This window comes from Delftia sp. K82 (assembly GCF_002193035.1).
GTDB classification, from domain to species: domain Bacteria; phylum Pseudomonadota; class Gammaproteobacteria; order Burkholderiales; family Burkholderiaceae_C; genus Comamonas; species Comamonas acidovorans.
In genome coordinates, this window is sequence record NZ_MYFL01000001.1 from 618,815 (window position 1) to 641,919 (window position 23,105).

Below are 23,105 nucleotides of genomic sequence, written 5' to 3' on the forward strand. Positions count from 1 at the left end.
GCGATTGTGTGCACGGGGCTTTTGCTAGGCCAGCGGCAGATCCGTGCGGGCGCGGCTGGCCTCGTCATGCCACTGCACAAAGGCGTCGGCAGCCGGGCAGATGCGCGGGTTACCCAGTTGCTGCAGCAGCCTGCAGGCCGCAAAGCCCTGGGCCTTGCTGTCATAGGCAAGTGCCCACTGGCGGCGCTCCTCCTGCCGGTCTTCGGGAACGGGCCAGCTGCGCAGCGAGGTGGATAGGCCGGTCAGGCCCATGCGCCAGGGCTTGCCGGAGACACGTGCGCGAAAGCATTGCTGGCGCTCGCACAGCAGGGCATAGAGCGGGTCCACCTGCAGGGCGTCGAACAGCCGCCCGACGGCCGGATCGTCCGATGCGAAATCGGCATGCGTGACGATGACGCGCAGGCCCTTGGGTGTTTCGTAGACGCGCAGTCCCCAGTCGGGGTGGCTTTGGTGGAAGGTCTGCACGCGCTCCATGGCGCGCGTGGCCGGCGAGTCCGTGGCCGCACGCTGGCGCGCCTGGCGTGCTTCCCACCAGCGCTGCACGCGCCGCATGGCAAGGAACAGCAGCAGCACGACCAGTGCCGTGGCCACCATCCGCGAATTGTTCTTGTGCGGTGCCAGCCGGGCCAGCCAGATGGCGACCGAAGCCAACAACAGCAGGGTCACGACGGGAAAGCGCACGGCGCTCGGCGGCTCGGGCAGGTCGATATCGGCGATGGCCACGCGCTCGGTGTTCAGGCAGTTGGCGCCGTAGCTGTTGCGCGTCATCACCGTGCCGTCGCGGCGCTGCAGGACTTCTTCGCGGATGGGGGTGGTGAAGCCGTCGAGCGCGTACTCGTTCTTCCATTCCATGCGGGGCTCGCCCTTTGGAAGCGCCGCATTGCGGGCGGCTTCCAGGGCCTTGCCAGCACGCTCCTGTGCGTGGGCCTGGGCGGCTTCCTGGCTGGTGTCGGACCATCCCCAGCGCTGGACGGTGATGCCGTGGGTGGGGCGGCTTTCATGCCGCAGGCGCGCCTGCGCCCAGTAGGTGGGGATGTGCATGGCGAGCCAGTATAGGGAAAAGCCGCCTGGCTCCCAAGGGAACGCAGGCGGCTTCAGTCGGCAACGCGCGCAGGCGCTGGATGCCGTGGTTTTTACTGTTCGCGGCGCAGGGCAGGGAACAGGATCACGTCGCGGATGCTGGCGCTGTCGGTCAGCAGCATCATCAGGCGGTCGATGCCGATGCCGCAGCCGCCTGTGGGGGGCATGCCGTACTCGAGGGCACGCACGAAGTCGTGGTCGAAGTACATGGCTTCGTCATCGCCACCGTCCTTGGCCTGGACCTGGGCATTGAAGCGCGCGGCCTGGTCCTCGGCGTCGTTGAGTTCGGAGAAACCGTTGCCGAATTCGCGGCCCGTGATGTACAGCTCGAAGCGCTCGGTGACCTCGGGGCGCTCGTCATTGGCGCGCGCCAGCGGCGAGATCTCGGTGGGGTGCTCCATGATGAAGGTGGGCTGCCAGAGCTTTTCTTCCACCACTTCCTCGAAGTACAGCACCTGCAGGCTGGCCAGGGTGCGGGCGGACAGGCGGTCCTTTTCTTCCGTCATGCCCAGCTTGCGCAGGGCATTGGTCAGCCAATCGCGGTCGGCCACCTTGTCGCCCGCCTCGGTGAACTTGACGATGGCCTCGGGAATGGTCAGGCGCTGGAAGGGCTGGGACAGGTCCACGGGCTTGCCACCGTAGGTCAGCTGCAGCGTGCCCACGGCCTTTTGCGCGGCGTCGCGGACCAGGGCCTCGGTGTAGTCCATCAGGTCGCGGTAGTTCCAGTAGGCCGCGTAGAACTCCATCATGGTGAACTCGGGGTTGTGGCGAACCGAGATGCCTTCGTTGCGGAAATTGCGGTTGATCTCGAACACGCGCTCGAAGCCGCCGACCATCAGGCGCTTGAGGTACAGCTCGGGCGCGATGCGCAGGTACATCTCCTGGTCCAGCGCGTTGTGGTGGGTGACGAAGGGCTTGGCGTTGGCGCCGCCGGGAATGGGGTGCAGCATGGGCGTTTCCACTTCCAGGAAGCCGTGCTCCACCATGAATTCGCGGATGCCCGAGACGGCCTTGCTGCGTGCGATGAAGCGGCGGCGGGCCTGCTCGTCCATCATCAGGTCCACATAGCGCTGGCGCACCTTCTGCTCCAGGTCGGCCATGCCGTGGAACTTGTCGGGCATGGGGCGCAGGCTCTTGGTGAGCAGGCGCAGCGTCTGCACCTTGACCGACAGCTCGCCGGTCTTGGTCTTCATCAGCGTGCCCTCTGCGCCCAGGATGTCGCCCAGGTCCCAGCGCTTGAAGGCCGCATAGACCTCCTCGCCCACGGTGTCGCGTGTGATGTACAGCTGGATGCGGCCGTGCGTGGGGCCCAGCGATCCGTCCTGGATGGTGGCAAAGCTGGCCTTGCCCATGACGCGCTTGAGCATCATGCGGCCGCCCAGGCTGACCTGCACGGCTTCGGCGTCCAACTGCTCGGCGCTCTTGTCGGCATGGGCCTGCTGCAGCGCCTCGGCGCGGTCGGCGGGCTTGAAGTCGTTGGGGAAGGCCACGCCGCCCTGTTCACGGACCTGTTCGCGCAGGGCCTTGAGTTTTTCGCGGCGCTCGGCGATGAGTTGGTTTTCGTCCTGGGGAGCGGTCTGGTCCGCTGCGGATGGGGTGTTGTGTTCGGTCATGACAATGAGCGCCAGCGCAAAACGCCGAGGGGCCGGAAAAAAGCCGGAGGAAAAAAAGCGGGAAAAGCCGAAAAAAGCCAGGCGCAAAGGGCTGGAGGGTGCCGCGGCGGCAGCAAATGCCACCGGCAAGCCCCGCAGCTGGCGGGCTGAATCCGCGATTTTAAGTTTTTTGGCGCGCTTTCGGTGCGCGGTGCTGCCAATGTGCCGGACGCCGCTGCGGTATGACGCCGCTGTCCTGCCAATTCGTCAGTGCCCGGCGGACGAGGAGCCGGGTGCCGGGCCCTGGGCATGGCCTATGCCGCTGCGCTCCAGCACATCGGCCACGAGCTCCAGCCGCACCAGCGGGCTGTCCAGCGCCATCAGTTGCTGTTTGATGGAGATCGGCATGGGCAGCAGCTCGGTCCAGCGGTTGGCCACCCAGCCGCAGTCGCCCATCTGTTCGGCGCTGGGCAGTCGGGCATGGTCGGCGTCTGTGGAGCGCGCGTGCAGCTGCATCAGCACCTGGGCCAGGGCCTGGGCGGTGGCGAGCAGGTGGCTGGGGATGGGCACGGCGGCATCGGCAGGCAGCATCTGCACATCGGCCACCCACAGGCCGTGGGGCAGCTGGCGGTGCTCCTGCATGCGAAAGCGCTGCGTGCCTTCGCACTGCAGGTGCAGCAGGCCGGGCTGGGGCTGCTGCAACTGGACGATGCGGGCCAGCGTGCCCACGGCGTGTAATTGCTCGGCGGCAGCGCCAGCCTTGCGCACTTCGCTGCCGGCCTGCAGCGCCACCACGCCGAAGGGAGCGCCCGTGCGCTCGCACTTGCGGATCATGTCCAGGTAGCGGACTTCAAAGACGCGAAGGCTAAGCAGGCCTTGGGGAAAGAGGACGCTGCCCAGGGGGAACAGCGGCAGGGAGTGCAGTGCGGTAGGGGCGGTCATGTGATGGGCGGGATGCGGCAGCTATCATCCCATGCTGTGCCAAGGCCGGATGGCCGTGGTCCGATCTTCCTCCCGCAGTCCTACAACGCCATGCTTTTTCAGATCGTTTCCTTTTTGCTCGACGTGGTCGTTGGCCTGTTGACCGGCGTCTGCCTGCTGCGCATGTACATGCAGGCCCAGCGCGTGCCCTTCGGCAACCCCGTGGGGCAGCTGGTGTTTGCGCTGTCCGACTGGATCGTGATGCCGCTGCGCCGCATCATCAAGCCGGCCGGGCGCTGGGATATGTCCAGCCTGATCGCCGCCTTCCTGCTGCAGATGCTGCAGTTCGTGCTGCTGTGGCTGTTGATGGGTGGGCAGTCCACCGTGGTTGCCCTGCCCTGGCTGGCGCTGTGCGGCCTGGCGCGCGTGGCGCTGTCGGGCATGGTGGGCGTGCTGCTGATCTATGCCATCTTGTCGTGGGTGCAGCCGCAGTCGCCGATGTATGGCGTGCTGCAGCGCCTGTCCGAGCCCATGCTGCGGCCCATCCGCCGTGTTGTTCCGCTGATCGGCGGTATCGATCTGTCGGCACTGGTGGCTCTGGTGCTGCTGCAGATCGCGCTGATGGTGCTGGGGTATATCCAGGGATCGGGCCTGATGCTGCTGGCCTGATTTCCCTGATTTCCCTGGTTTCCCTGGTTTCCTGGACGTGAAAAAGCCGCCGCAGGCATCAACCTGCGGCGGCTTTTTTGTGTCTGCGCGAGGCTTTACTGGACCGCGTCGGCCGGCAGGCGCTGCAGCATGGCAAGCGATGCGGCAATGCGGTCGCGCAGCTCGCGGCGGTCCACGATCATGTCCACGGCGCCCTTGTCCTGCAGGAACTCGGCGCGCTGGAAGCCTTCGGGCAGCTTCACGCGCACGGTGGTCTCGATCACGCGCGGGCCGGCGAAGCCGACCAGGGTCTTGGGCTCGGCAATGACGATATCGCCGACGAAGGCAAAGCTGGCGGAGACGCCACCGAAGGTGGGATCGGTCAGCACCGAGATGTAGGGCAGGCCCTTCTTGGCCAGGCGCGTGAGCGCTGCATTGGCCTTGGCCATCTGCATCAGGCTCAACAGGCCTTCCTGCATGCGCGCACCGCCCGTGGCGGTGAAGCAGATGAAGGGGACCTTCTGCTCAATGGCGGTCTCGACGCCACGCACGAAGCGCTCGCCGACCACGGAGCCCATGGAGCCGCCCATGAATTCGAACTCGAAGCAGGCTGCGACCACGTTGACGCTCTTGATGGCGCCGCCCATGACGACCAGGGCATCGGTCTCGCCGGTGTTCTCCAGCGCTTCCTTGAGTCGCTCGGGGTACTTGCGGCTGTCCTTGAACTTCAGGGCGTCGACGGGAATGACTTCCTGGCCGATTTCATAGCGGCCTTCGGCGTCCAGGAAATGGTTCAGGCGGGCGCGGGCGCCGATGCGGTGATGGTGGCTGCAGCTGGGGCAGACGTTCTGGTTTTTCTCCAGATCGGCCTTGTAGAGCACGGTCTCGCAGCTCGGGCACTTGATCCACAGACCCTCGGGGATCTGCTGGTGGCGATCCGTGGGGTTGGTTTGCTGGATTTTGGCAGGCAGGAGTTTTTCAAGCCAGGACATGGTGTTTCCTTTTCAGGCGCAGGGCATGCGGCACCGGGCCGCATGCAAGGGCTGCATTATGCGACCTACGCGTCGAGTGCCTTGCGCACGCCGCGCAGGAAGTCGATGGTCAGGGGGACGATCTTTTCGTGGGGCTGGCCGTCCAGCATCTCGATGATGCGGCTGCCGATGACCACGGCATCGGCCACCCGGCCAATGGCCTGGGCCGTGGCCGCGTCGCGGATACCGAAGCCCACGCCCACGGGAATGCTCACATGCTCGCGGATGCGCGGCAGCATGGCTTCCACGGCCGCCGTGTCGAGCGTGCCTGCTCCTGTCACGCCCTTGAGCGAGACGTAGTAGACATAGCCGCTGGCCACGCGTGCCACCTGCTGCATGCGCTCGGTGGTGGAGGTGGGCGCCAGCAGGAAGATGAGGTCCATGTCGCGCGCACGCAGTTGCGCGGCGAACGCCTCGCACTCCTCGGGCGGGTAGTCCACGATGAGCAGGCCATCGACGCCGGCCTCGGCCGCATCGTCCACGAAGCGGTCATTGCCGTGGATCTGGTCGTAGCGCTCCACCGGGTTGGCGTAGCCCATCAGCACCACGGGCGTGGTCTGGTTCTTCTGGCGGAACTCGCGCACATAGGCCAGCACCTGCACCAGGCCCACGCCATTGGCGATGGCGCGGTCGCCTGCCTTCTGGATGGTGGGGCCGTCGGCCATGGGGTCCGAGAAGGGCACGCCCAGCTCGATCACGTCGGCGCCGGCCTCCACCATGCCGTGCATCAGCGACGGCGTGATGGCCGCGAACGGGAAGCCTGCGGTGATGTACGGGATCAGGGCCTTGCGGCCTTCTTCCTGGAGTTTGGCGAAAGTCGTGGTGATGCGGCTCATTGAGCTGCTCCTCCCTTGACCGTGAGCCCGCGCATGGAGGGACGGTCGTAGTAATCGGCGCCCGAGAGGTCGGCCACGGTACCGATGTCCTTGTCGCCGCGACCGGACAGGTTCACGAGGATGGACTGGTCGGCGCGCATGGTCTTGGCCAGTTGCATGGCATAGGCCACGGCATGGCTGGACTCCAGGGCGGGAATGATGCCTTCGGTGCGGCACAGGTAGTGGAAGGCGTCCAGTGCCTCCTGGTCGGTGATGCCCACGTACTGGGCCCGGCCCAGTTCCTGCAGCCAGGCGTGCTCGGGGCCGACGCCGGGATAGTCGAGGCCGGCGCTGATGCTGTGCGTCTCGGTGATCTGGCCGTTCTCGTTCTGCAGGATGAAGGTGCGGTTGCCGTGCAGCACGCCGCTGCTGCCGCGCTGCAGCGAGGCCGAGTGCTTGCCGCTGTCCAGGCCTTCGCCGGCCGCCTCCACGCCGATCAGACGCGTGTTCTCGAACGGGATGTAGGGGTGGAAGATGCCCATGGCATTGCTGCCGCCGCCCACGCAGGCGACCACGGCATCAGGCTGGCGGTCGGCGCCCAGGAATTCGGGCATTTGCGTCAGGCACTCTTCGCCGATGACCTTCTGGAAGTCGCGCACCATCGCCGGGTAGGGATGGGGGCCGGCCACGGTGCCGATGATGTAGAAGGTGTTGTCCACGTTGGCCACCCAGTCGCGCATGGCTTCGTTGAGCGCGTCCTTGAGCGTGCGGCTGCCCGACTCCACCGGCACCACGGTGGCGCCCAGCAGGCGCATGCGGTAGACGTTGGGGCTTTGGCGCTTCACGTCCTCGGCACCCATGTAGACGATGCATTCGAGGCCGTAGCGCGCGCAGATGGTGGCCGTGGCCACGCCGTGCTGGCCCGCGCCGGTCTCGGCAATGATGCGGGGCTTGCCCATGCGCCGGGCGAGCATGGCCTGGCCGATCACGTTGTTGATCTTGTGCGCGCCCGTGTGGTTGAGGTCTTCGCGCTTGAGGTAGATCTGCGCGCCCCCCATCTCGCGCGACATGCGTGCCGCGTGGTAGACGGGCGAGGGACGGCCGACGAAGTGGGCCAGCTCGGACTGGAATTCGGCAACGAATTCCGGGTCGTTCTGGTACTTGGCGTAGGCGTCGCGCAGCTCGGTCAGAGCGTGTGTCAGGGTTTCGCTGGCAAAGCTGCCGCCGAAGCGGCCGAAGTGGCCGGATGCGTCAGGGTACTGGTATTCGAACATGGCTTGTCTGCAAAAGTTGGTCATCGGCCGCGCGCACGGCGGCGATGAATCGGTGTATCTTGCCGGCGTCCTTGATGCCCCTGAGGGGCTTGCCGTCGGGACCATCGGCCTCGACGCCGGAACTGACATCAACGGCCAGCGAGAGTCCTCGCGGGCGCACTTGCAAGATGCCATCGGTCACGTTTGCAGGCGTGAGTCCACCAGACAAAACGAGGTGAGAGGCGACGTTTGGTGGAAGGAGTGACCAATTGAATGCTTTTCCGCCACCACCATAGCCGTCGACATGGGCGTCGAGCAGTATGGCCTGGGCTTTCGAGTAACGCTGGGCATATTCTACGAGGTCGAAGCGCGCGGCGTCGGGACCAAGGGGAATGCGTGCGGCGCGCAGGAAGGCGCGGGTGCCGCCCGATGTGGCGGCAAGGCAGTCCTCGGGGGACTCATCGCCGTGGAACTGCACGCAGGCGCCCGGGATGGCGGCGCAGGCAGCCATTACGTTGGCGGCGCTTTCATTGACGAACAGCAGCACCGGGGTCACGAAGGGCGGCAGGCGCCGCGCCAGTTCTGCAGCGCGCTGCACCGTCACGGCGCGCGGACTGGGGGCGTAGAGCACAAAACCCACGGCATCGGTGCCCGCAGCCACGGCGGCGTCCACGTCCTGTTCGCGGGTGAGGCCGCAGATCTTGATTCGAGTGCGCTGCATGGGGGCTGAAGAATGGGGAAGGGCTTGTCCGTTCACGGGAGCCAATCATAGGCCGGGCTGCGCGAAGGAAGGCCCCATGAAGGATCGTATACGGGGCCCAGAAAGTACAGGCCGTCGGGCGAGAAGGTGGGCGCGGCGGCATCGCGGGAACGGGCGTCCAGTACCTGCTGCATCCACTGCGGCGCATACGCGCCCTGGCCGATGGCGATCAGGCAGCCCATGATGTTGCGCACCATGTGGTGGAGGAAGGCGCTGCCTTCGAACTCGAAGCGCCAGTAGCAGCATTCCATGGCCGCGTCGCCGGGCCGCATGGAGCTGGCTGCGGCCATCTGGGCGCCATCGCCTGCCATGCGGCGGGTGATGGACAGGCGGTGCAGCGTCTTGACGGGGGACTTGGCCTGGCAGCCCGATGCGCGGAACGAGCTGAAGTCGTGCTCGCCCAGCAGGTGCCGGGCGGCGGCCTGCATGGCATCACCATCGAGCGCATGGAACACCCAGCCCACGCGCCCGGCCTCCACGCTGGGGCGCACGGGCGATTGCAGCAGCACATAGGCATAGCGCCTTGCCGTGGCACAGGCGCGCGAATGGAAGGCATCGGGCACGGGCTGGGCCCATTGCACGGCAATGTCCGGCGGCAGGAAGGTGTTGGTGCCACGGACCCAGGAGAACGGGGCCCTGTCCAGCGGGGTGTCGAAGTGGACGACCTGCATGAGGCCGTGCACGCCGGCATCGGTGCGGCCCGCGCAGAGGGTGTGCACCTCCTGAGCGGCAAAGCGGCCCAGGGCCGCTTCGAGATGGTCTTGAATGGTGTTGCCAGACAGCTGGCTTTGCCAGCCGCTGTAGCGCTGGCCGTTGTAGGCGACGCCGAGGGCTACGCGCATTGCGAGGCCTCCGGCATGGGTTGGGTGTGCATCAAGTTGTCAGTTTTCCATGGCGGCTTGCGCCGCCCTGTCACGCGAAACCGGTGCGGCGCCTGGGCAGGCGCCGCCGGGCTTCAATCTATCTCGGCCAGCAGGCGCTGGGCCTTGGCCTTGAGATCGCCGTGGGCCTCGGCGATCACTTCCTCGATCAGTGTACGGGCTCCGTCACTGTCGCCGATGGCGTTGAACTCCTGGGCCAGCGCGAGCTTGGTGGCCAGCGGGTCTTCAGGAGCCGAGGGCGGGGTTGCGACGGCAGGGGCGTCGTTGCCCAGGTCCAGGGACAGGCTGCCCAGGTCGAATTCCAGCGACTCGGCCGGTTCGGGCTTGGCCTTGGCCGCCGTCTCCAGCACGCCGCCTGCCTGGGGCGTTGCCGGCGTTGGGGCGGGTGCCTCCGTGCTCAGGCCTTCCAGGTTGAACTCCATGGCGTCCAGCGACAGCAGCTCGGTCTTGGCATGGCTGTCGTCCGTGGTGGAGCTGGTCAGGGGCGAGGGCTCGGTGGCCGGGAAGCTGTCGGACGCCTGCGTGCCGGGCATGTCCAGCGACAGCATCTCGGTCGGCTGCATGCCGTCCATGGCGTTGCTGTGGTTCAGGGCGTCCGTCAGCGAGGCGTGGGCCGTGGGCTGGAAGCCGGGCATGTCCAGCGATGCAACAGGAGGCTCGACGTGGGGCTCGATGCGAGGTGTGTCGTCCTTTGCGGAGGGCGTGGCTTCCAGCGGCGCGCGCAGCGTGGGCTCCAGCGCTGCGAAGTCCTGTTCGCTGGGCATGGGGGCCGGTGCGGGCAGGGGGCTGGCGTGCTGCGCGGGCAGGCTGGCATCGGCCAGGCCGCCGGGCAGGTCCATGTTGAGGTCCATGTCCAGGTCCATGGGCAGGGTGGCAGGGCCTTCGCGGTGCGCATCCATGTCCAGGGGGCGGCTGGCCAGCGAGGCGGCAGCCAGTCCGGCAGCAGCCACTGCGGCGCCACCGGCAACGGCGGCACCAGACAGGGGCGCGGCGCCTGCAGGCTGGTAGAGAGCGTTTTCTGGGTCCAGGATGCGGCCCTGGTCGGCCAGGCGCTGCCAGTCCACGCCCTTGCCCTGGGTCAGGCCATGCAGGGTCTGCGCGACGGCCTCGAAGGCCTTGCGGTCATGGCGCTTGGCGTAGATGTCGGCCAGCTTCTGGTGCAGAGCGGTGCGGTTGGGGTCGGTGCGCAGCGCTTCCTTGAGGATTTCCTCTGCCTGCAGGTCGCGGCCATAGGCCAGGTAGACGTCGGCCTCGGCCACGGGGTCCACATCGCCCGCATCAAGCTGGCTGGGCGAGTAATGCATGGAGGTGCCGGACAGCTGGCTCGATGTGCCGGTGTCCACGCGTTGGCCGCCGCTGGCGCCAAAGAAGGAGTCGGCTGCAAGCTGGCTGTCGCCAAAGGCGCTTTCGCTGGAGGCGGCAGCGGCGCGGCGGCGCTGCATGACGCGGTAGCCGCCATAGCCCAGCAGCAGGGCCAGCAGGGCAGCACCGGCCAGCGGGATGGTGGGATCTTCCAGCAGCGTATCGATGAAGCTGGGCTCGGCGATCGGTGCTGCGGGAGCGGGTGCCGGCTTGGGCTTCGGCGGCTCGGCCGGAGCGGGCGTGGCGGGCACGGCTTCTGCTGCGGGCGCTGCCGAGCCGGCTGCATTGGCTGCGGCGTCTGGAGCAGCGGTGGGCGCAGAGGCCGCAGCAGCTGCATCGGCGGGCGCCGCCGGGGCCGCGGGAGTTGTCTGGGGTGCTGCAGCTTCAGGCGCTGCAGGCACGTTCGGCGCGCCCGGCACAGCCACGCCGTTTGCCGTGCCGCTGGCTGCCGAGGCAGGTGCTGCAGCAGCACCTTCGGCCGGCTTGGTGGCGGCGGCGATTTGGCTCAGCTCGGACATGTTGCGCTGCAACTCGGCCGTGCGCGATGCCTGGTCGTCCGACTGTTTTTGCTTGGCCAGGCGCTCGTCGGCCTCCACGCCCTTGACGGCGCCCTTGGACAGGGTGAGCTTGTCGGGTGCTGCGGTGGACGGCTTGCGGTCTTCGACCTGGGCCTGGACGCTGCCCGATGCTTCGCGGTTGGCGGAGGCCACGGGCGCGGCCGGCGCGGCGCTGGCCAATTGGCGGCGGAACTGGTTGAAATCGCGGGACTGGGCGGCAACGATCTGGCGCGCTTCGCGCGGCGAGGTGGCCTGGGCCGTGGCTTCGTCCGGCACGGTGAGCACGGCGCCGGAGCGCATGCGGTTCACATTGCCGTTGATGAAGACCTTGGGATTGGTGCGCAGCATGGCCACCAGCATCTGGTCCAACGAAACGCCGGCTGGCAGGTGGGCGGCGGCGATGCGGCCTGCCGTGTCCCCAGCCTTGATGCGGACTTCGGAGGCCTCGGACGACGCGGGAGCCGCTGCGGCGCGCTCGCGGGCTGCCGGGGCGGCACGGCGCGCGGCTGCTGGCGCGGGGCGGCTTTCCTCGGTGTTGCCTGCAGCGGCTTGCGATGCAGCTTGCGATGGGGTGGGGGCTGCGCGGCGCGGCGCTGCGGCGGGCTCGGGTGCCGAGGCCTGGGCTGCAGCCGTCACGGCAGGCGGGAGCTTTTGCAGGGTGGGCGGGTCCAGCAGCAGGGTGTAGTTGCGCTGCAGGTTGCCCGAGGCCCAGCTGGCGTCGATCACCAGATCGACAAAGGGTTCGTTGACGGGCTGTGTGCTTGTGAGGCGCAGCACGGCCGAGCCATCCGCGCGGCGCTGCACGCTGACGCGCACCTGGCTGGCGGTGGCGTTGTACTCCATGCCCTGGGTGCGGAAGACGCCGGGAGAGGCCACGCCCACGCGCAGGCCTTCGGCTTCAGCGGCGGTGATCTGGGGGATTTCGACTTCGGCACGCAGGGGCTCGCCCAGGGCCGATTGCACGTTCACCCGGCCCAGAGCCAGTGCCCAGGCCTCGGAGGCGGGCAGTGCGACCGAGACGACGGCCGCAGTGGCCAGCACAGAGAGTTTCCAACGATGCATAAAGCGTCAAACCTGTGTGGATGCAATTGGGCAGGCACTATTGTTATTGTGGGAATGCCCGCGCTTGCACATGTAATTGAAATTTACCCGGGGATAGATGGCACGCCATCTACCAAGGTGCTTGGGTCGCATTGTCGGCCACGCTATAGGATCGCAAGCGTCTGGTTGCCGGCGAACGCCAATAGTTGTTGTCGAACGGCAACGAGAAGAAACACAATGTATCTTTGGTGATTGTAGGCAACCACCTACAGCCAATGGACAAGAGACCTGGGCATTGTGCCCAATTGCCCAGGGCTTAAAGCCGAAAAAAGCGCCATGTCCCGGCCCGGGACATGGCGCTTTTTGTGTTGGCTCAAGCCGGCGATGCTCAGGCGGCGAGCAGGATGCGCAGCATGCGGCGCAGCGGCTCGGCGGCGCCCCACAGCAGTTGGTCACCGATCACGAAGGCCGACAGGTACTCGGGGCCCATGTTCAGCTTGCGCACGCGGCCCACGCCGACTTCCAGGCCACCGGTGATGGCGGCAGGGGTCAGTTCCTTGACGGTGATGGCGCGGTCGTTGGGAACCCACTTCACCCAGGGATTGCCGGACTTGATGATGGCTTCCAGCTCTTCCAGGGGCAGGTCCTTCTTGAGCTTGAGGGTCAGCGCCAGGCTGTGGCAGCGCATGGCGCCGATGCGCACACACAGGCCATCGACAGGGATGGTCTGCTCGGTGCCCAGGATCTTGTTGACCTCGGCCTGGCCCTTCCACTCTTCCTTGGACTGGCCGTTGTCCAGCTGCGCATCGATCCAGGGGATCAGGCCACCGGCCAGCGGCGCGCCGAAGAATTCGGTGGGCACGTCGGTGCGGATGGTCTGGGCCACCTTGCGGTCGATGTCCAGGATGGCGGATGCGGGCGTGGCCAGTTCGTCGGCCACGGCAGCGTGCACCACGCCCATGCCCTTGAGCAGTTCGCGCATGTGGTTGGCGCCGCCACCGGAGGCTGCCTGGTAGGTCATGGAGCTGACCCATTCCACGAGACCGGCCTTGAACAGGCCGCCCAGGCCCATCAGCAAGATGGAGTTGGTGCAGTTGCCGCCAATCCAGTTCTTGCCGCCCGCGGCGAGCTTGGACTGGATCAGGCCTTCATTGACGGGGTCGAGCACGATAACGGCATCGCCTTCCATGCGCAGCGACGACGCGGCATCGATCCAGTGGCCGTTCCAGCCCGAGGCGCGCAGCTGGGGGAAGACTTCCTTGGTGTAGTCGCCGCCCTGGCAGGTGATGATGATGTCGCACTTGGACAGCTCGGCAATGTCGTTGGCATTGCGCAGCTCGGTGTGGGTCTTCGCCATGGCCGGGGCCTTGCCGCCGGCGTTGGAGGTGGAGAAGAACACGGGCTCGATCAGGTCGAAGTCGCCCTCTGCCTGCATGCGGTCCATCAGCACGGAGCCGACCATGCCGCGCCAGCCGACGAGGCCTACCAATTGCTTGCTCATTTTTGAAACGCCCTTTCAGTGTGAAAACAGTGCTTGATCAAGACTGTTGTCGCCCGGCTCGTCTAGGCCAGGTGAGGGCGCACGACGAACCGGGCTGGGTCAGCCTTTGATTGTCGTAATGGTTGTGGAGGTGATTGCGCGCGCAGCCACACCAGCCAGGGCGGCGGGTGCAATGTTCAGCAGGAGGAACGGGCGGTCGGCAAACATAAGAGACGTCATTCTATCGAATACGCCAGGAAAGAGAATGTCTATTTTGATGAATATCTTCGTCGAATCGGCGAAAACTGGACGTCTATTTTGACGTTTTGCCATGTTGTGGCGGAGCAGGGCAGCACCTGCCCGCCACAGGGACAGCCGCAAGCCTGGAGGCTGGCGGCCGTCATGGACTTCAGGCCAGTGCGGCCACCACGGCATCGCCCATCTCGCGGGTGGAGACCTTGGTGGTGCCTTCGCTGTAGATGTCGGCCGTGCGCAGGCCCTGGGCCAGCACCTTTTGCACGGCGGCTTCGATGCGCTGTGCGGCGGCTTCCTGGTTCAGCGAGAAGCGCAGCATCATCGCGGCCGACAGGATGGTGGCCAGCGGATTGGCAATGCCCTTGCCGGCGATGTCGGGGGCCGAGCCGTGGCTGGGCTCGTACAGGCCCTGGCCCCTGGAGTTGAGCGATGCCGAGGGCAGCATGCCGATGGAGCCGGTCAGCATGGAGGCTTCGTCGGACAGGATGTCGCCGAACATGTTGCCCGTGACCACCACGTCAAAGCGCTTGGGTTCCTTGACCAGCTGCATGGCGGCGTTGTCCACGTACATGTGGTCCAGTTGCACATCGGGGTACTGCTGGCCCACTTCGGTGACCACGTCCTTCCAGAACTGGAAGGTTTCCAGCACGTTGGCCTTGTCCACGCTGGTCACGCGCTTGCTGCGCTTTTGCGCGGCCTGGAAGGCGACATGGGCGATGCGCTCGATCTCGGGCTTGGAGTAGCGCATGGTGTCGAAGGCTTCCTCGGCACCGGGGAAGTGGCCGTCGGTGGCCACGCGGCGGCCGCGCGGCTGGCCGAAGTAGATGTCGCCGGTCAGCTCGCGGATGATGAGGATGTCCAGGCCCGCGACCAGCTCGGGCTTGAGGCTGGAGGCGTGGGTCAGTTCCGCATAGCAGATGGCCGGGCGGAAGTTGGCGAACAGGCCCATGTGCTTGCGCAGGCCCAGGATGGCCTGCTCGGGGCGCAGCGGGCGGTCCAGCGTGTCGTACTTCCAGTCGCCCACGGCGCCGAACAGCACGGCGTCGGCCTCCATGGCCAGCTTCAGCGTGGATTCGGGCAACGGGTGGCCGGCAGCTTCGTAGGCAGCGCCGCCCACGGGGGCCGTCTGCATGTCGAAGTCCAGGCCCAGGGCGCCCAGCACCTTCACGGCTTCCGCAACGATTTCGGGGCCGATGCCATCACCGGGCAAGACTGCGATTTTCATGGTGTTCCTTTTGAGAGACTGTTCGGATGGTGGAAGGCCGCCGGCGGCTGGTTCAGCAACGCCTGCGGCCCATTGATGCGCGCAAGTGGAGATCGATCAGCGCTGCACCAGCGTGTGTGCCAGCCAGGGCTTGGTGGCCAGGCGCTCGGCCTCGTAGGCGCGGATCTTGTCGGCGTGGCGCAGCGTCAGGCCGATATCGTCAAAGCCGTTGAGCAGGCAGAACTTGCGAAAGGCGATGACATCGAAAGGGATCTCCTCGCCCTGCGGGCGCACGATCACCTGGCGATCCAGATCAATGGTCAGCTCGTAGCCGGGGAAGGCCGCGATCTCGTTGAACAGCATGTCGATCGTGGCCTCGGGCAGCACGATGGGCAGCAGGCCGTTCTTGAAGCAGTTGTTGAAGAAGATGTCGGCAAAGCTGGGCGCCAGGATGGCGCGAAAGCCGTACTGGTCCAGGGCCCAGGGCGCGTGCTCGCGGCTGGAGCCGCAACCGAAGTTCTTGCGTGCGACCAGGATGGAGGCGCCCGCATAGCGCGGCTGATTGAGCACGAAGTCGGGGTTGGGCTTGCGCGAGGCCGGGTCCTGGCCGGGCTCGCCATGGTCCAGGTAGCGCCATTCGTCGAACAGGTTCACGCCGAAGCCGGTTTTCTTGATCGACTTGAGGAACTGCTTGGGAATGATGGCGTCGGTATCGACGTTTTCGCGGTCCATGGGGGCGACAAGGCCCTTGTGCACGGTGAATTGTTGCATGGCTGTATCGGATTCAGGGTTCAGCGGGCGGCGCGTTCGATGGCGCTGCCCGCGCTTTGCACGTCCTGGCCAATGCCCTTGACGGTATTGCAGGCGGCCAGGGTGAAGGCCAGGCCGATCAGTAGGATCGAGAAGGAGGGCTTCATGGTGTGCAGGCGGGGCAGTTGCGGGATCGGATCAGGAGAACCTGCGGATGTCCACGAAGTGGCCGTGGATGGCGGCGGCTGCAGCCATGGCGGGGCTCACCAGGTGGGTGCGTCCGCCCGCGCCCTGGCGGCCTTCGAAGTTGCGGTTGCTGGTGGAGGCGCAGCGCTCGCCGGGCTCCAGGCGGTCGGCATTCATGGCCAGGCACATGGAGCAGCCGGGCTCGCGCCATTCAAAGCCTGCCGCCTTGAAGATCTGGTCCAGGCCTTCGCGCTCGGCCTGTTCCTTGACCAGTCCGGAGCCGGGCACGACCATGGCCAGCTTGATGTTGCGCGCCACCTTCTGGCCCAGCTTCTTGACCACGGCGGCGGCCTCGCGCATGTCTTCGATGCGGCTGTTGGTGCACGAGCCGATGAAGACCTTGTCCACGAAGATGTCGTCGATCGCCTTGCCGGGCTCCAGCGCCATGTAGGTCAGCGCGCGTTCGATGGCGCCGCGCTTGCTGGCATCCTTTTCCTTGTCGGGGTCCGGCACGCGGGCATCCACGCCCAGCACCATCTCGGGCGAGGTACCCCAGGTGACCTGCGGCACGATCTCGCTGGCCTGCAGCTCGACCACGCGGTCGAACTTCGCATCGGCATCGGAGTGCAGCGTCTTCCAGTAGGAGACGGCGGCATCCCATTCGGCGCCGGTGGGGGCCAGCGGGCGGCCCTTGACGTACTGGATGGTCTTGTCGTCCACGGCCACCAGACCTGCGCGCGCGCCGCCTTCGATGGCCATGTTGCAGACCGTCATGCGGCCTTCCATGCTCAGGTCACGGATGGCTTCGCCCGCGAACTCGATGGTGTAGCCCGTGCCGCCGGCCGTGCCGATCTTGCCGATGATGGCCAGCACGATGTCCTTGGCCGTGATGCCGGGGGCCGCCTTGCCGCTGACGTTGATCAGCATGTTCTTGGCCTTCTTGGCCAGCAGGGTCTGGGTGGCCATCACGTGCTCGACCTCGGACGTGCCGATACCGTGGGCCAGTGCGCCGAAGGCGCCATGCGTGGACGTGTGGCTGTCGCCGCAGACCACGGTCATGCCGGGCAGGGTGGCGCCCTGCTCGGGGCCCATGACGTGGACGATGCCCTGACCCTTGTCCATGAAGGGGAAGAAGGCCGCAGAGCCGAACTCGCCGATGTTGGTGTTCAGCGTGGTGATCTGTTCCTTGCTGATGGGGTCGGCAATGCCGTCATAGCCGCGCTCCCAGCCGTCGGTGGGGGTGTTGTGGTCGGCCGTGGCGACCACGGAGCTGATGCGCCACAGCTTGCGGCCGGCCATGCGCAGTCCTTCGAAGGCCTGAGGGCTGGTGACTTCGTGCACCAGGTGGCGGTCGATGTAGAGGACGGCGGTGCCGTCATCCTCGGTGTGGATGACGTGCTCGTCGAAGATCTTGTCGTAGAGGGTGCGTCCCATGGCGTTCTCGAATGGTTGGTGTCGTGGGGAAATTTTTGGGGGCATCCAGCGGCCAAGTGGCTTCAGGATGCGCTGGCCGGCGGGCTCAGGTGCTCGACCAGCAGGCGGGCCGTGACGGGTAGCGCGTCGAAGTCACGCGCCACGATGCTCAGCTCGCGCCGAGCCCAGTCGTCGCTGAGCTCCAGTGCGCGCAGATGGCCCACGCCGTGCATGAGCTCGAAGGCGCGGTCGGGGATCAGTCCCACGCCCAGGCCGTTGTCGATCATGCGGCACATGGCATCCAGGCTGGTGACCTGGATGCGCTGGTGCAGCGCATGCCCCGCCTGTGCGGCGGCCGCACGCATGGCCAGGCTGATGGAGGAGCCGGCCTGCAGGCTGACGATGTCCCATTCGAGCACATCGGCAAAGGCCACGCTGTCGCTGTGCGCCAGCGCGTGCTGCTCGGGCACCACGACGACCAGGCGATCCTCGCGGTAGGGGCGGTGCTGCAGTACGGGAGTGGCCTGGCCATTGCCCAGCGGCATGTACGCCATGGAGCAGATGCCGATGTCGGCCGTGCCTTCCTGTACGGCAGCCAGTACGGCGGGGCTGAGCTGCTCCTGCAGGTCGATCTTGACCTGGCCGTGCTTGCGCGCGAACACGCCCAGGTCTTCCGGCAGGAACTGCACGATGGCAGACATGTTGGCGTGGATGCGCACATGGCCGCGCACGCCATCGGCGTACTCGGACAGCTCGCCCTGCATGCGCTCCAGGCCGTACAGCACGTTGCGGGCATGGTGCAGCAGGCTTTCGCCGGCCGGCGTCAAGGTCACGCCACGGCTGTGTCGGTACAGCAGGGCTGTGTCCACCGTGGCTTCGAGATCGGACAGGCGCTTGCTCACCGCCGAGGCTGCAATGAACTCACGCTCGGCCGCGCGGCCGATGCTGCCAAGTTCGCAGACAGCCACGAACAGCTGCAGGGAGGTAAGGTCTATGCGCCGTGCAAAACTGCGCTCTGAATTCTTCATGTGGTGGGGTTCAGGCTTCTCGTTAGGAGAAGTTGGATGGATTTTCTCGCACAAGTCATCGATCTGTCATCTTCAAGCGCGATGTCTTTGGTGATGTCGTGCGATTTCATGGAGATGGGGGTCATGCTCCCTGGCGATGGCTGCGGTCGGCCTTTCCTGTCGGAACGCCGGTTGCATACTGAAAGAATTTGTCAATCTTTGCGCCAGTCGCCTGCATGGATTGCTGCAAAAATAAGAGCATATGAACGATCGATACCCGACGGGCCTGCGAGCCCTGCCTGCAGGCCTGTCATTGCTGCTGGCCGCAGCCCTGTCCTGCATGGCCGTCCCGGCGTCTGCCAAGCCGCAGCCACCAGCGAAGAACACGGCCAAGAGCGGTGCGAAGGCACCGGCCAAACCTGCAGCCAGACCTGCAGCCAAAGCGGCAGCCAAGCCGGCGGGCAAGGCCGCCGTCAAGACCGGGGGCAAGTCGGCGCCCTCTCCAACCCGCAATGCGCCGGCCAAGGCCGCTGCCGCTGCCGCTGGCGTGGCGGCAGGGGCCGTTGCGGCCGGAGCTGCCGCAGCCGCAGTGGGCCATACCCCCAAGGGCGAGCCCGGTCTGAGTGCGGCCGAGGTTGCAGCGCTGCACCAGCATGCCGAGCAGGGCGAGGCCAGCGCCCAGTACGCGCTGGGTTCGCTGTACAAGCGCGGCCAGGGCGTTGCCCTGAGTGCCGAGACGGCGGCCCAGTGGTATGAGAAGTCTGCGCAGCAGGGCTATGCGCCAGCCCAGTCCGACCTGGGGTTGATGTATGCGAATGGCCGTGGCGTGGCGCGTGACGATGCCCAGGCCGTGCAGTGGTATCGCAAGGCTGCCGAGCAGGGCGATGCCGTGGCCCAGAACAACCTGGGCCTGATGCTGGCCGAGGGGCGCGGAGCCGCCAAGGACCCCGCGCAGGCCGTGCAGTGGTTCCAGCGCTCGGCCGAGCAAGGCGAAGCGGCCGGTCAGTACAGCCTGGGCGTGATGTATGCCACTGGCAGGGGCGTGGCCGAGGACGTGGCGCAGGCGCTGCGCTGGTTTGTGGCGGCGGCAGGCCAGGGTCATGTCGATGCGCAATTCAATGCCGGCATGCTCTATGTCGAGGGTGGCGTGGTCGATCGCGACATGGCGCAGGCCGCCCACTGGCTGGAGAAGGCGGCCGAGCAGGGCAATGCCGCAGCCCAGTCCAACCTGGGCGTGCTGTATGCCAATGGCCAGGGCGTGCCCGCCAGCGACGAGAAGGCCGCCCGATGGCTGGAGCGTGCCGCCCAGCAGGGCGATGCGCTGGCGCAGTCCAATCTCGCCAGTCTTTATGCGTCGGGCAAGGGCGTGGAGCGCAGCCCGTCCCAGGCCTATTTCTGGATGCTGCTGGCGGCGGGCAGGGACACCTCGCTGGCCGCCAAGCGTGACAGCATGGCCCAGCCGCTGAGCGCGGCCGAGCGTGCACGCACCGAGCGCCAGGCGGCGGCCTGGAAGGCCAAACCCGCTCCCTGAGCCCTGTTGAGCATGCACCAATGAAAAACGCCTCGGAAGAGGCGTTTTTGTTGGGGGCTCAGTGCTGCATCAGCTGAAGAAGCTCTTGAGCCTGTCGGTCCAGCTCTCGCCGCTGGGCGAATGCTTGGCGCCGCCCTTCTTGAGCGATTCCTCCAGCTCGCGCAGCAGCTTGCGCTGGTACTCGGTCAGCTTGACGGGCGTCTCGACCACGATGTGGCAGTAAAGGTCGCCGGGATAGCTGGAGCGCACGCCCTTGATGCCCTTGCCGCGCAGGCGGAACTGCTTGCCGGCCTGGGTGCCTTCGGGGATGTCGATGGCCGCCTTGCCCGACAGGGTGGGCACCTCGATCTCGCCGCCGAGCGCTGCCGTGATGAAGCTCACGGGCACGTTGCAGTGCAGGTCGTCGCCGTCGCGCTCGAAGATGTCGTGGTCCTTGATGCGGATCTCGATGTAGAGATCGCCCGCAGGCCCGCCATTCGTGCCGGGTTCGCCATTGCCGGAGGAGCGGATGCGCATGCCGTCGTCGATGCCGGCTGGAATCTTCACTTCCAGTGTCTTCTGGCGCTTGACCTTGCCCTGGCCACCGCAGCTGGTGCAGGGTTCGGGAATGATCTTGCCCGTGCCCCGGCAGTGCGGGCAGGTCTGCTGCACGCTGAAGAAGCCCTGGCGCATCTGCACGCTGCCCATGCCGTTGCAGGTGGTGCAGGTCTTGGCACTGGTGCCGGGCTTGGCGCCGCTGCCGTGGCAGGTGTCGCAGCCATCCCAGCTGGGGATGCGGATCTGCGCATCCTTGCCGTGGGCGGCTTCCTCCAGCGTGATCTCCATGGCGTAGCTGAGATCGTTGCCGCGGTAGACCTGGCGGCCGCCACCGGCGCCGCCGCGTCTGCCGCCACCCTGGTTGAACATGTCGCCAAAGATGTCGCCAAAGGCTTCGGCAAAGCCACCAAAGCCTTCAGCGCCGCCGCCCATGCCGCGGTTGGGGTCCACGCCTGCATGGCCGTACTGGTCGTAGGCCGCGCGCTTGTTGCTGTCGGAGAGCATCTCGTAGGCCTCCTTGGCCTCCTTGAATTTCTCTTCCGCCCCGCTTGCAGCATCCCCCTGGTTGCGGTCAGGGTGGTACTTCATCGCCAGCTTGCGATAAGCCTTCTTGATGTCGTCGTCCGAGGCGTTCTTGGCAACGCCGAGGACCTCGTAAAAATCGCGTTTGGACATGGTGTTTGCTAGCCAGTCAGTGAGAACAGGAACGCCGCGTCAGCCCCTTGGCAGGGCCGAGCGCGGCGGCAAGCGGTCGTCAAGGGACCACGCGCTGGGTTCAGTCCTTCTTGACTTCCTTGACTTCGGCGTCAACGACGTTGTCGTCAGCGGCTGCTGCACCGGCCGAGGCGCCTGCTGCACCTGCCGCTGCGGCGGCTGCTGCTGCCTCGGGGCCGCCGGCTGCCTGCGCATCGGCGTACATCTTCTCGCCGAGCTTCTGGCTGGCCGTCATCAGCGCCGTGGTCTTGGCGTCGATGGCGTCCTTGTCCTCGCCCTTGAGGGCCTCTTCCAGGTCCTTGACGGCGCTCTCGATGGCGGTCTTCTCGCCAGCGTCGAGCTTGTCGCCATGCTCGCCCAGGCTCTTCTTGACGCTGTGCACGGCAGCTTCGCCCTGGTTGCGGGCCTGGACCAGTTCCAGCTTCTTCTTGTCGTCGGCTGCGTTCAGCTCGGCGTCCTTCACCATCTTCTGGATCTCGTCCTCGGACAGTCCCGAGTTCGCCTTGATGGTGATCTTGTTTTCCTTGCCCGATGCCTTGTCCTTGGCGGACACGTTCAGGATGCCGTTGGCGTCGATGTCAAAGGCCACTTCGATCTGGGGCACGCCACGCGCTGCGGGCGGAATGCCTTCGAGGTTGAACTCGCCCAGCATCTTGTTGCCCGAAGCCATCTCGCGCTCGCCCTGGAACACCTTGATGGTCACGGCCGGCTGGTTGTCGTCGGCCGTCGAGAAGGTCTGTGCGAACTTCGTCGGGATGGTGGTGTTCTTGGTGATCATCTTGGTCATCACGCCACCCAGCGTCTCGATGCCCAGCGACAGCGGCGTCACGTCCAGCAGCAGCACGTCCTTGCGGTCGCCCGACAGAACCTGGCCCTGCACGGCGGCGCCCACGGCCACGGCTTCGTCGGGGTTCACGTCCTTGCGGGGTTCCTTGCCGAAGAATTCCTTGACCTTCTCCTGCACCTTGGGCATGCGGGACATGCCGCCGACCAGGATCACGTCATCGATGTCGGACACGGAAACGCCTGCGTCCTTGATGGCCGTGCGGCAGGGCGCAATGGTGCGCTCGATCAGGTCTTCGACCAGGCTTTCCAGCTTGGAGCGGGTCAGCTTGATGTTCAGGTGCTTAGGACCCGAGGCATCGGCCGTGATGTAGGGCAGGTTGATGTCGGTCTGGGCCGAATTCGACAGCTCGATCTTGGCCTTCTCGGCAGCTTCCTTCAGGCGCTGCAGGGCCAGCACGTCCTTGGCCAGATCAACGCCCTGGTCCTTCTTGAACTCGGTGATGATGTAGTCGATGATGCGCTGGTCGAAGTCTTCGCCGCCCAGGAACGTGTCGCCGTTGGTGGACAGCACTTCGAACTGCTTTTCGCCGTCCACATCGGCGATTTCGATGATGGACACGTCAAACGTGCCGCCACCCAGGTCATACACCGCGATCTTGCGGTCGCCCTTGTCGATCTTGTCCAGGCCGAAGGCCAGCGCAGCTGCCGTGGGCTCGTTGATGATGCGCTTGACTTCCAGGCCGGCGATGCGGCCGGCGTCCTTGGTGGCCTGGCGCTGGGCGTCGTTGAAGTACGCGGGCACGGTGATCACGGCCTCGGTCACGGGCTCGCCCAGGTAGTCCTCGGCGGTCTTCTTCATCTTGCGCAGCACTTCGGCGGAAATCTGCGGCGGGGCCAGCTTCTGGCCGCGCACTTCCACCCAGGCGTCGCCGTTGTCGGCACGCGAGATGGTGTAGGGCATCAGGTCGATGTCCTTTTGCACTTCCTTCTCGTCGAACTTGCGGCCGATCAGGCGCTTGGCGGCGTAGATGGTGTTGCGGGGGTTGGTGACAGCCTGGCGCTTGGCCGAGGCGCCGACGAGGATCTCGCCGTCTTCCTGGTAGGCAATGATCGAAGGCGTGGTGCGTGCACCTTCGCTGTTCTCGATCACGCGCGTGGTGTTGCCGTCCATGATGGCCACGCAGCTGTTGGTGGTGCCCAGGTCAATACCGATGATTTTTCCCATTTTGAGTTTTCTCCGCGTTCTGTGAAATGTTTGAATGACTGCTAACTTGTGGCCGGCAGGCGCTGCTTCAAGGGGC

At 66.2% G+C, this 23,105-nt stretch carries 20 protein-coding genes; 2 read left to right on the top strand and 18 right to left on the bottom strand.

The annotated features are described in order from the left end of the window. Window positions 1-24: 24 nt before the first annotated feature. From KDK82_RS02725 to KDK82_RS02735, 3 genes are all read right to left on the bottom strand, one after another. On the bottom strand, window positions 25-1,041 hold the full coding sequence (locus KDK82_RS02725; protein ID WP_088163969.1) for a hypothetical protein: 1,017 nt from the start codon (window positions 1,039-1,041) through the stop codon (window positions 25-27). A 92-nt stretch (window positions 1,042-1,133) separates the two neighbouring features. Continuing rightward, window positions 1,134-2,693: a lysine--tRNA ligase gene (gene lysS, locus KDK82_RS02730; protein WP_088165420.1), complete on the bottom strand. Its 1,560-nt coding sequence runs from the start codon at window positions 2,691-2,693 to the stop codon at window positions 1,134-1,136. Between the two features lie 246 nt (window positions 2,694-2,939). Beyond that, window positions 2,940-3,614 carry an LON peptidase substrate-binding domain-containing protein gene (locus KDK82_RS02735; protein WP_088163970.1) on the bottom strand — a complete coding sequence of 225 codons (675 nt, stop codon included), beginning with the start codon at window positions 3,612-3,614 and terminating at the stop codon, window positions 2,940-2,942. 90 nt (window positions 3,615-3,704) lie between these two features. Here KDK82_RS02735 and KDK82_RS02740 point away from each other — a divergent pair, with 90 nt between their 5' ends. Beyond that, on the top strand, window positions 3,705-4,262 hold the full coding sequence (locus KDK82_RS02740; RefSeq protein ID WP_013801011.1) for a YggT family protein: 558 nt from the start codon (window positions 3,705-3,707) through the stop codon (window positions 4,260-4,262). A 95-nt stretch (window positions 4,263-4,357) separates the two neighbouring features. On the opposite strand, the gene accD is transcribed toward KDK82_RS02740, so the two are convergent. The 13 genes from accD to KDK82_RS02800 form a co-directional block, all read right to left on the bottom strand. Beyond that, window positions 4,358-5,233, bottom strand: coding sequence for an acetyl-CoA carboxylase, carboxyltransferase subunit beta (accD, locus tag KDK82_RS02745; protein WP_013801012.1), 876 nt, complete (start codon window positions 5,231-5,233; stop codon window positions 4,358-4,360). Between the two features lie 65 nt (window positions 5,234-5,298). After that, window positions 5,299-6,108: a tryptophan synthase subunit alpha gene (trpA, locus tag KDK82_RS02750; RefSeq protein WP_013801013.1), complete on the bottom strand. Its 810-nt coding sequence runs from the start codon at window positions 6,106-6,108 to the stop codon at window positions 5,299-5,301. After that, entirely contained in the window at window positions 6,105-7,361 is a 1,257-nt protein-coding gene (gene trpB / locus KDK82_RS02755) for a tryptophan synthase subunit beta (RefSeq protein WP_034396669.1), read from the bottom strand. The genes trpA and trpB overlap by 4 nt, the downstream gene beginning before the upstream one ends. Then, window positions 7,339-8,061, bottom strand: coding sequence for a phosphoribosylanthranilate isomerase (locus KDK82_RS02760; RefSeq protein ID WP_013801014.1), 723 nt, complete (start codon window positions 8,059-8,061; stop codon window positions 7,339-7,341). Before KDK82_RS02760 ends, trpB begins: the two co-directional genes overlap by 23 nt. A gap of 32 nt (window positions 8,062-8,093) precedes the next feature. After that, the gene (gene truA, locus KDK82_RS02765; protein WP_034396664.1) at window positions 8,094-8,942 is read right to left on the bottom strand and encodes a tRNA pseudouridine(38-40) synthase TruA; all 849 of its coding nucleotides are present in this window, start codon (window positions 8,940-8,942) and stop codon (window positions 8,094-8,096) included. Window positions 8,943-9,055: 113 nt separating this feature from the next. Beyond that, complete coding sequence (locus KDK82_RS02770) at window positions 9,056-11,962, bottom strand: FimV/HubP family polar landmark protein (RefSeq protein WP_179217839.1); 2,907 nt, start codon at window positions 11,960-11,962, stop codon at window positions 9,056-9,058. A 367-nt stretch (window positions 11,963-12,329) separates the two neighbouring features. Beyond that, window positions 12,330-13,442 carry an aspartate-semialdehyde dehydrogenase gene (asd, locus tag KDK82_RS02775; RefSeq protein ID WP_013801017.1) on the bottom strand — a complete coding sequence of 371 codons (1,113 nt, stop codon included), beginning with the start codon at window positions 13,440-13,442 and terminating at the stop codon, window positions 12,330-12,332. 99 nt (window positions 13,443-13,541) lie between these two features. Further along, window positions 13,542-13,802, bottom strand: coding sequence for a hypothetical protein (locus KDK82_RS31700; RefSeq protein ID WP_179217824.1), 261 nt, complete (start codon window positions 13,800-13,802; stop codon window positions 13,542-13,544). 28 nt (window positions 13,803-13,830) lie between these two features. Continuing rightward, on the bottom strand, window positions 13,831-14,901 hold the full coding sequence (gene leuB, locus KDK82_RS02780) for a 3-isopropylmalate dehydrogenase (protein ID WP_034396659.1): 1,071 nt from the start codon (window positions 14,899-14,901) through the stop codon (window positions 13,831-13,833). A gap of 96 nt (window positions 14,902-14,997) precedes the next feature. Further along, window positions 14,998-15,651, bottom strand: coding sequence for a 3-isopropylmalate dehydratase small subunit (gene leuD, locus KDK82_RS02785; RefSeq protein ID WP_012207036.1), 654 nt, complete (start codon window positions 15,649-15,651; stop codon window positions 14,998-15,000). Between the two features lie 20 nt (window positions 15,652-15,671). Then, a complete protein-coding gene (locus KDK82_RS02790; protein WP_012207035.1) occupies window positions 15,672-15,797 on the bottom strand; it encodes an entericidin A/B family lipoprotein in 126 nt (41 codons plus the stop codon). Between the two features lie 31 nt (window positions 15,798-15,828). Next, window positions 15,829-17,250 carry a 3-isopropylmalate dehydratase large subunit gene (gene leuC, locus KDK82_RS02795; protein WP_034396655.1) on the bottom strand — a complete coding sequence of 474 codons (1,422 nt, stop codon included), beginning with the start codon at window positions 17,248-17,250 and terminating at the stop codon, window positions 15,829-15,831. Window positions 17,251-17,312: 62 nt separating this feature from the next. After that, complete coding sequence (locus tag KDK82_RS02800; RefSeq protein ID WP_012207033.1) at window positions 17,313-18,257, bottom strand: LysR substrate-binding domain-containing protein; 945 nt, start codon at window positions 18,255-18,257, stop codon at window positions 17,313-17,315. 241 nt (window positions 18,258-18,498) lie between these two features. Here KDK82_RS02800 and KDK82_RS02805 point away from each other — a divergent pair, with 241 nt between their 5' ends. Beyond that, window positions 18,499-19,767 (top strand): SEL1-like repeat protein, encoded by a 1,269-nt coding sequence (locus KDK82_RS02805; RefSeq protein WP_179217840.1) that lies wholly within the window; start codon window positions 18,499-18,501, stop codon window positions 19,765-19,767. Between the two features lie 69 nt (window positions 19,768-19,836). Here KDK82_RS02805 and dnaJ read toward each other — a convergent pair whose 3' ends face one another. Next, entirely contained in the window at window positions 19,837-20,979 is a 1,143-nt protein-coding gene (gene dnaJ, locus KDK82_RS02810; RefSeq protein ID WP_013801020.1) for a molecular chaperone DnaJ, read from the bottom strand. A 100-nt stretch (window positions 20,980-21,079) separates the two neighbouring features. Continuing rightward, window positions 21,080-23,065 (bottom strand): molecular chaperone DnaK, encoded by a 1,986-nt coding sequence (gene dnaK / locus KDK82_RS02815; protein WP_256974490.1) that lies wholly within the window; start codon window positions 23,063-23,065, stop codon window positions 21,080-21,082. Window positions 23,066-23,105 lie beyond the last annotated feature (40 nt).

Bases quoted from the DNA above. Each gene is read 5' to 3' on its own strand.
- KDK82_RS02725 (WP_088163969.1), bottom strand. From the start codon at position 1,041: ATGCACATCCCCACCTACTGGGCGCAGGCGCGCCTGCGGCATGAAAGC.
- lysS (WP_088165420.1), bottom strand. From the start codon at position 2,693: ATGACCGAACACAACACCCCATCCGCAGCGGACCAGACCGCTCCCCAG.
- KDK82_RS02735 (WP_088163970.1), bottom strand. From the start codon at position 3,614: ATGACCGCCCCTACCGCACTGCACTCCCTGCCGCTGTTCCCCCTGGGC.
- KDK82_RS02740 (WP_013801011.1), top strand. From the start codon at position 3,705: ATGCTTTTTCAGATCGTTTCCTTTTTGCTCGACGTGGTCGTTGGCCTG.
- accD (WP_013801012.1), bottom strand. From the start codon at position 5,233: ATGTCCTGGCTTGAAAAACTCCTGCCTGCCAAAATCCAGCAAACCAAC.
- trpA (WP_013801013.1), bottom strand. From the start codon at position 6,108: ATGAGCCGCATCACCACGACTTTCGCCAAACTCCAGGAAGAAGGCCGC.
- trpB (WP_034396669.1), bottom strand. From the start codon at position 7,361: ATGTTCGAATACCAGTACCCTGACGCATCCGGCCACTTCGGCCGCTTC.
- KDK82_RS02760 (WP_013801014.1), bottom strand. From the start codon at position 8,061: ATGCAGCGCACTCGAATCAAGATCTGCGGCCTCACCCGCGAACAGGAC.
- truA (WP_034396664.1), bottom strand. From the start codon at position 8,942: ATGCGCGTAGCCCTCGGCGTCGCCTACAACGGCCAGCGCTACAGCGGC.
- KDK82_RS02770 (WP_179217839.1), bottom strand. From the start codon at position 11,962: ATGCATCGTTGGAAACTCTCTGTGCTGGCCACTGCGGCCGTCGTCTCG.
- asd (WP_013801017.1), bottom strand. From the start codon at position 13,442: ATGAGCAAGCAATTGGTAGGCCTCGTCGGCTGGCGCGGCATGGTCGGC.
- leuB (WP_034396659.1), bottom strand. From the start codon at position 14,901: ATGAAAATCGCAGTCTTGCCCGGTGATGGCATCGGCCCCGAAATCGTT.
- leuD (WP_012207036.1), bottom strand. From the start codon at position 15,651: ATGCAACAATTCACCGTGCACAAGGGCCTTGTCGCCCCCATGGACCGC.
- KDK82_RS02790 (WP_012207035.1), bottom strand. From the start codon at position 15,797: ATGAAGCCCTCCTTCTCGATCCTACTGATCGGCCTGGCCTTCACCCTG.
- leuC (WP_034396655.1), bottom strand. From the start codon at position 17,250: ATGGGACGCACCCTCTACGACAAGATCTTCGACGAGCACGTCATCCAC.
- KDK82_RS02800 (WP_012207033.1), bottom strand. From the start codon at position 18,257: ATGAAGAATTCAGAGCGCAGTTTTGCACGGCGCATAGACCTTACCTCC.
- KDK82_RS02805 (WP_179217840.1), top strand. From the start codon at position 18,499: ATGAACGATCGATACCCGACGGGCCTGCGAGCCCTGCCTGCAGGCCTG.
- dnaJ (WP_013801020.1), bottom strand. From the start codon at position 20,979: ATGTCCAAACGCGATTTTTACGAGGTCCTCGGCGTTGCCAAGAACGCC.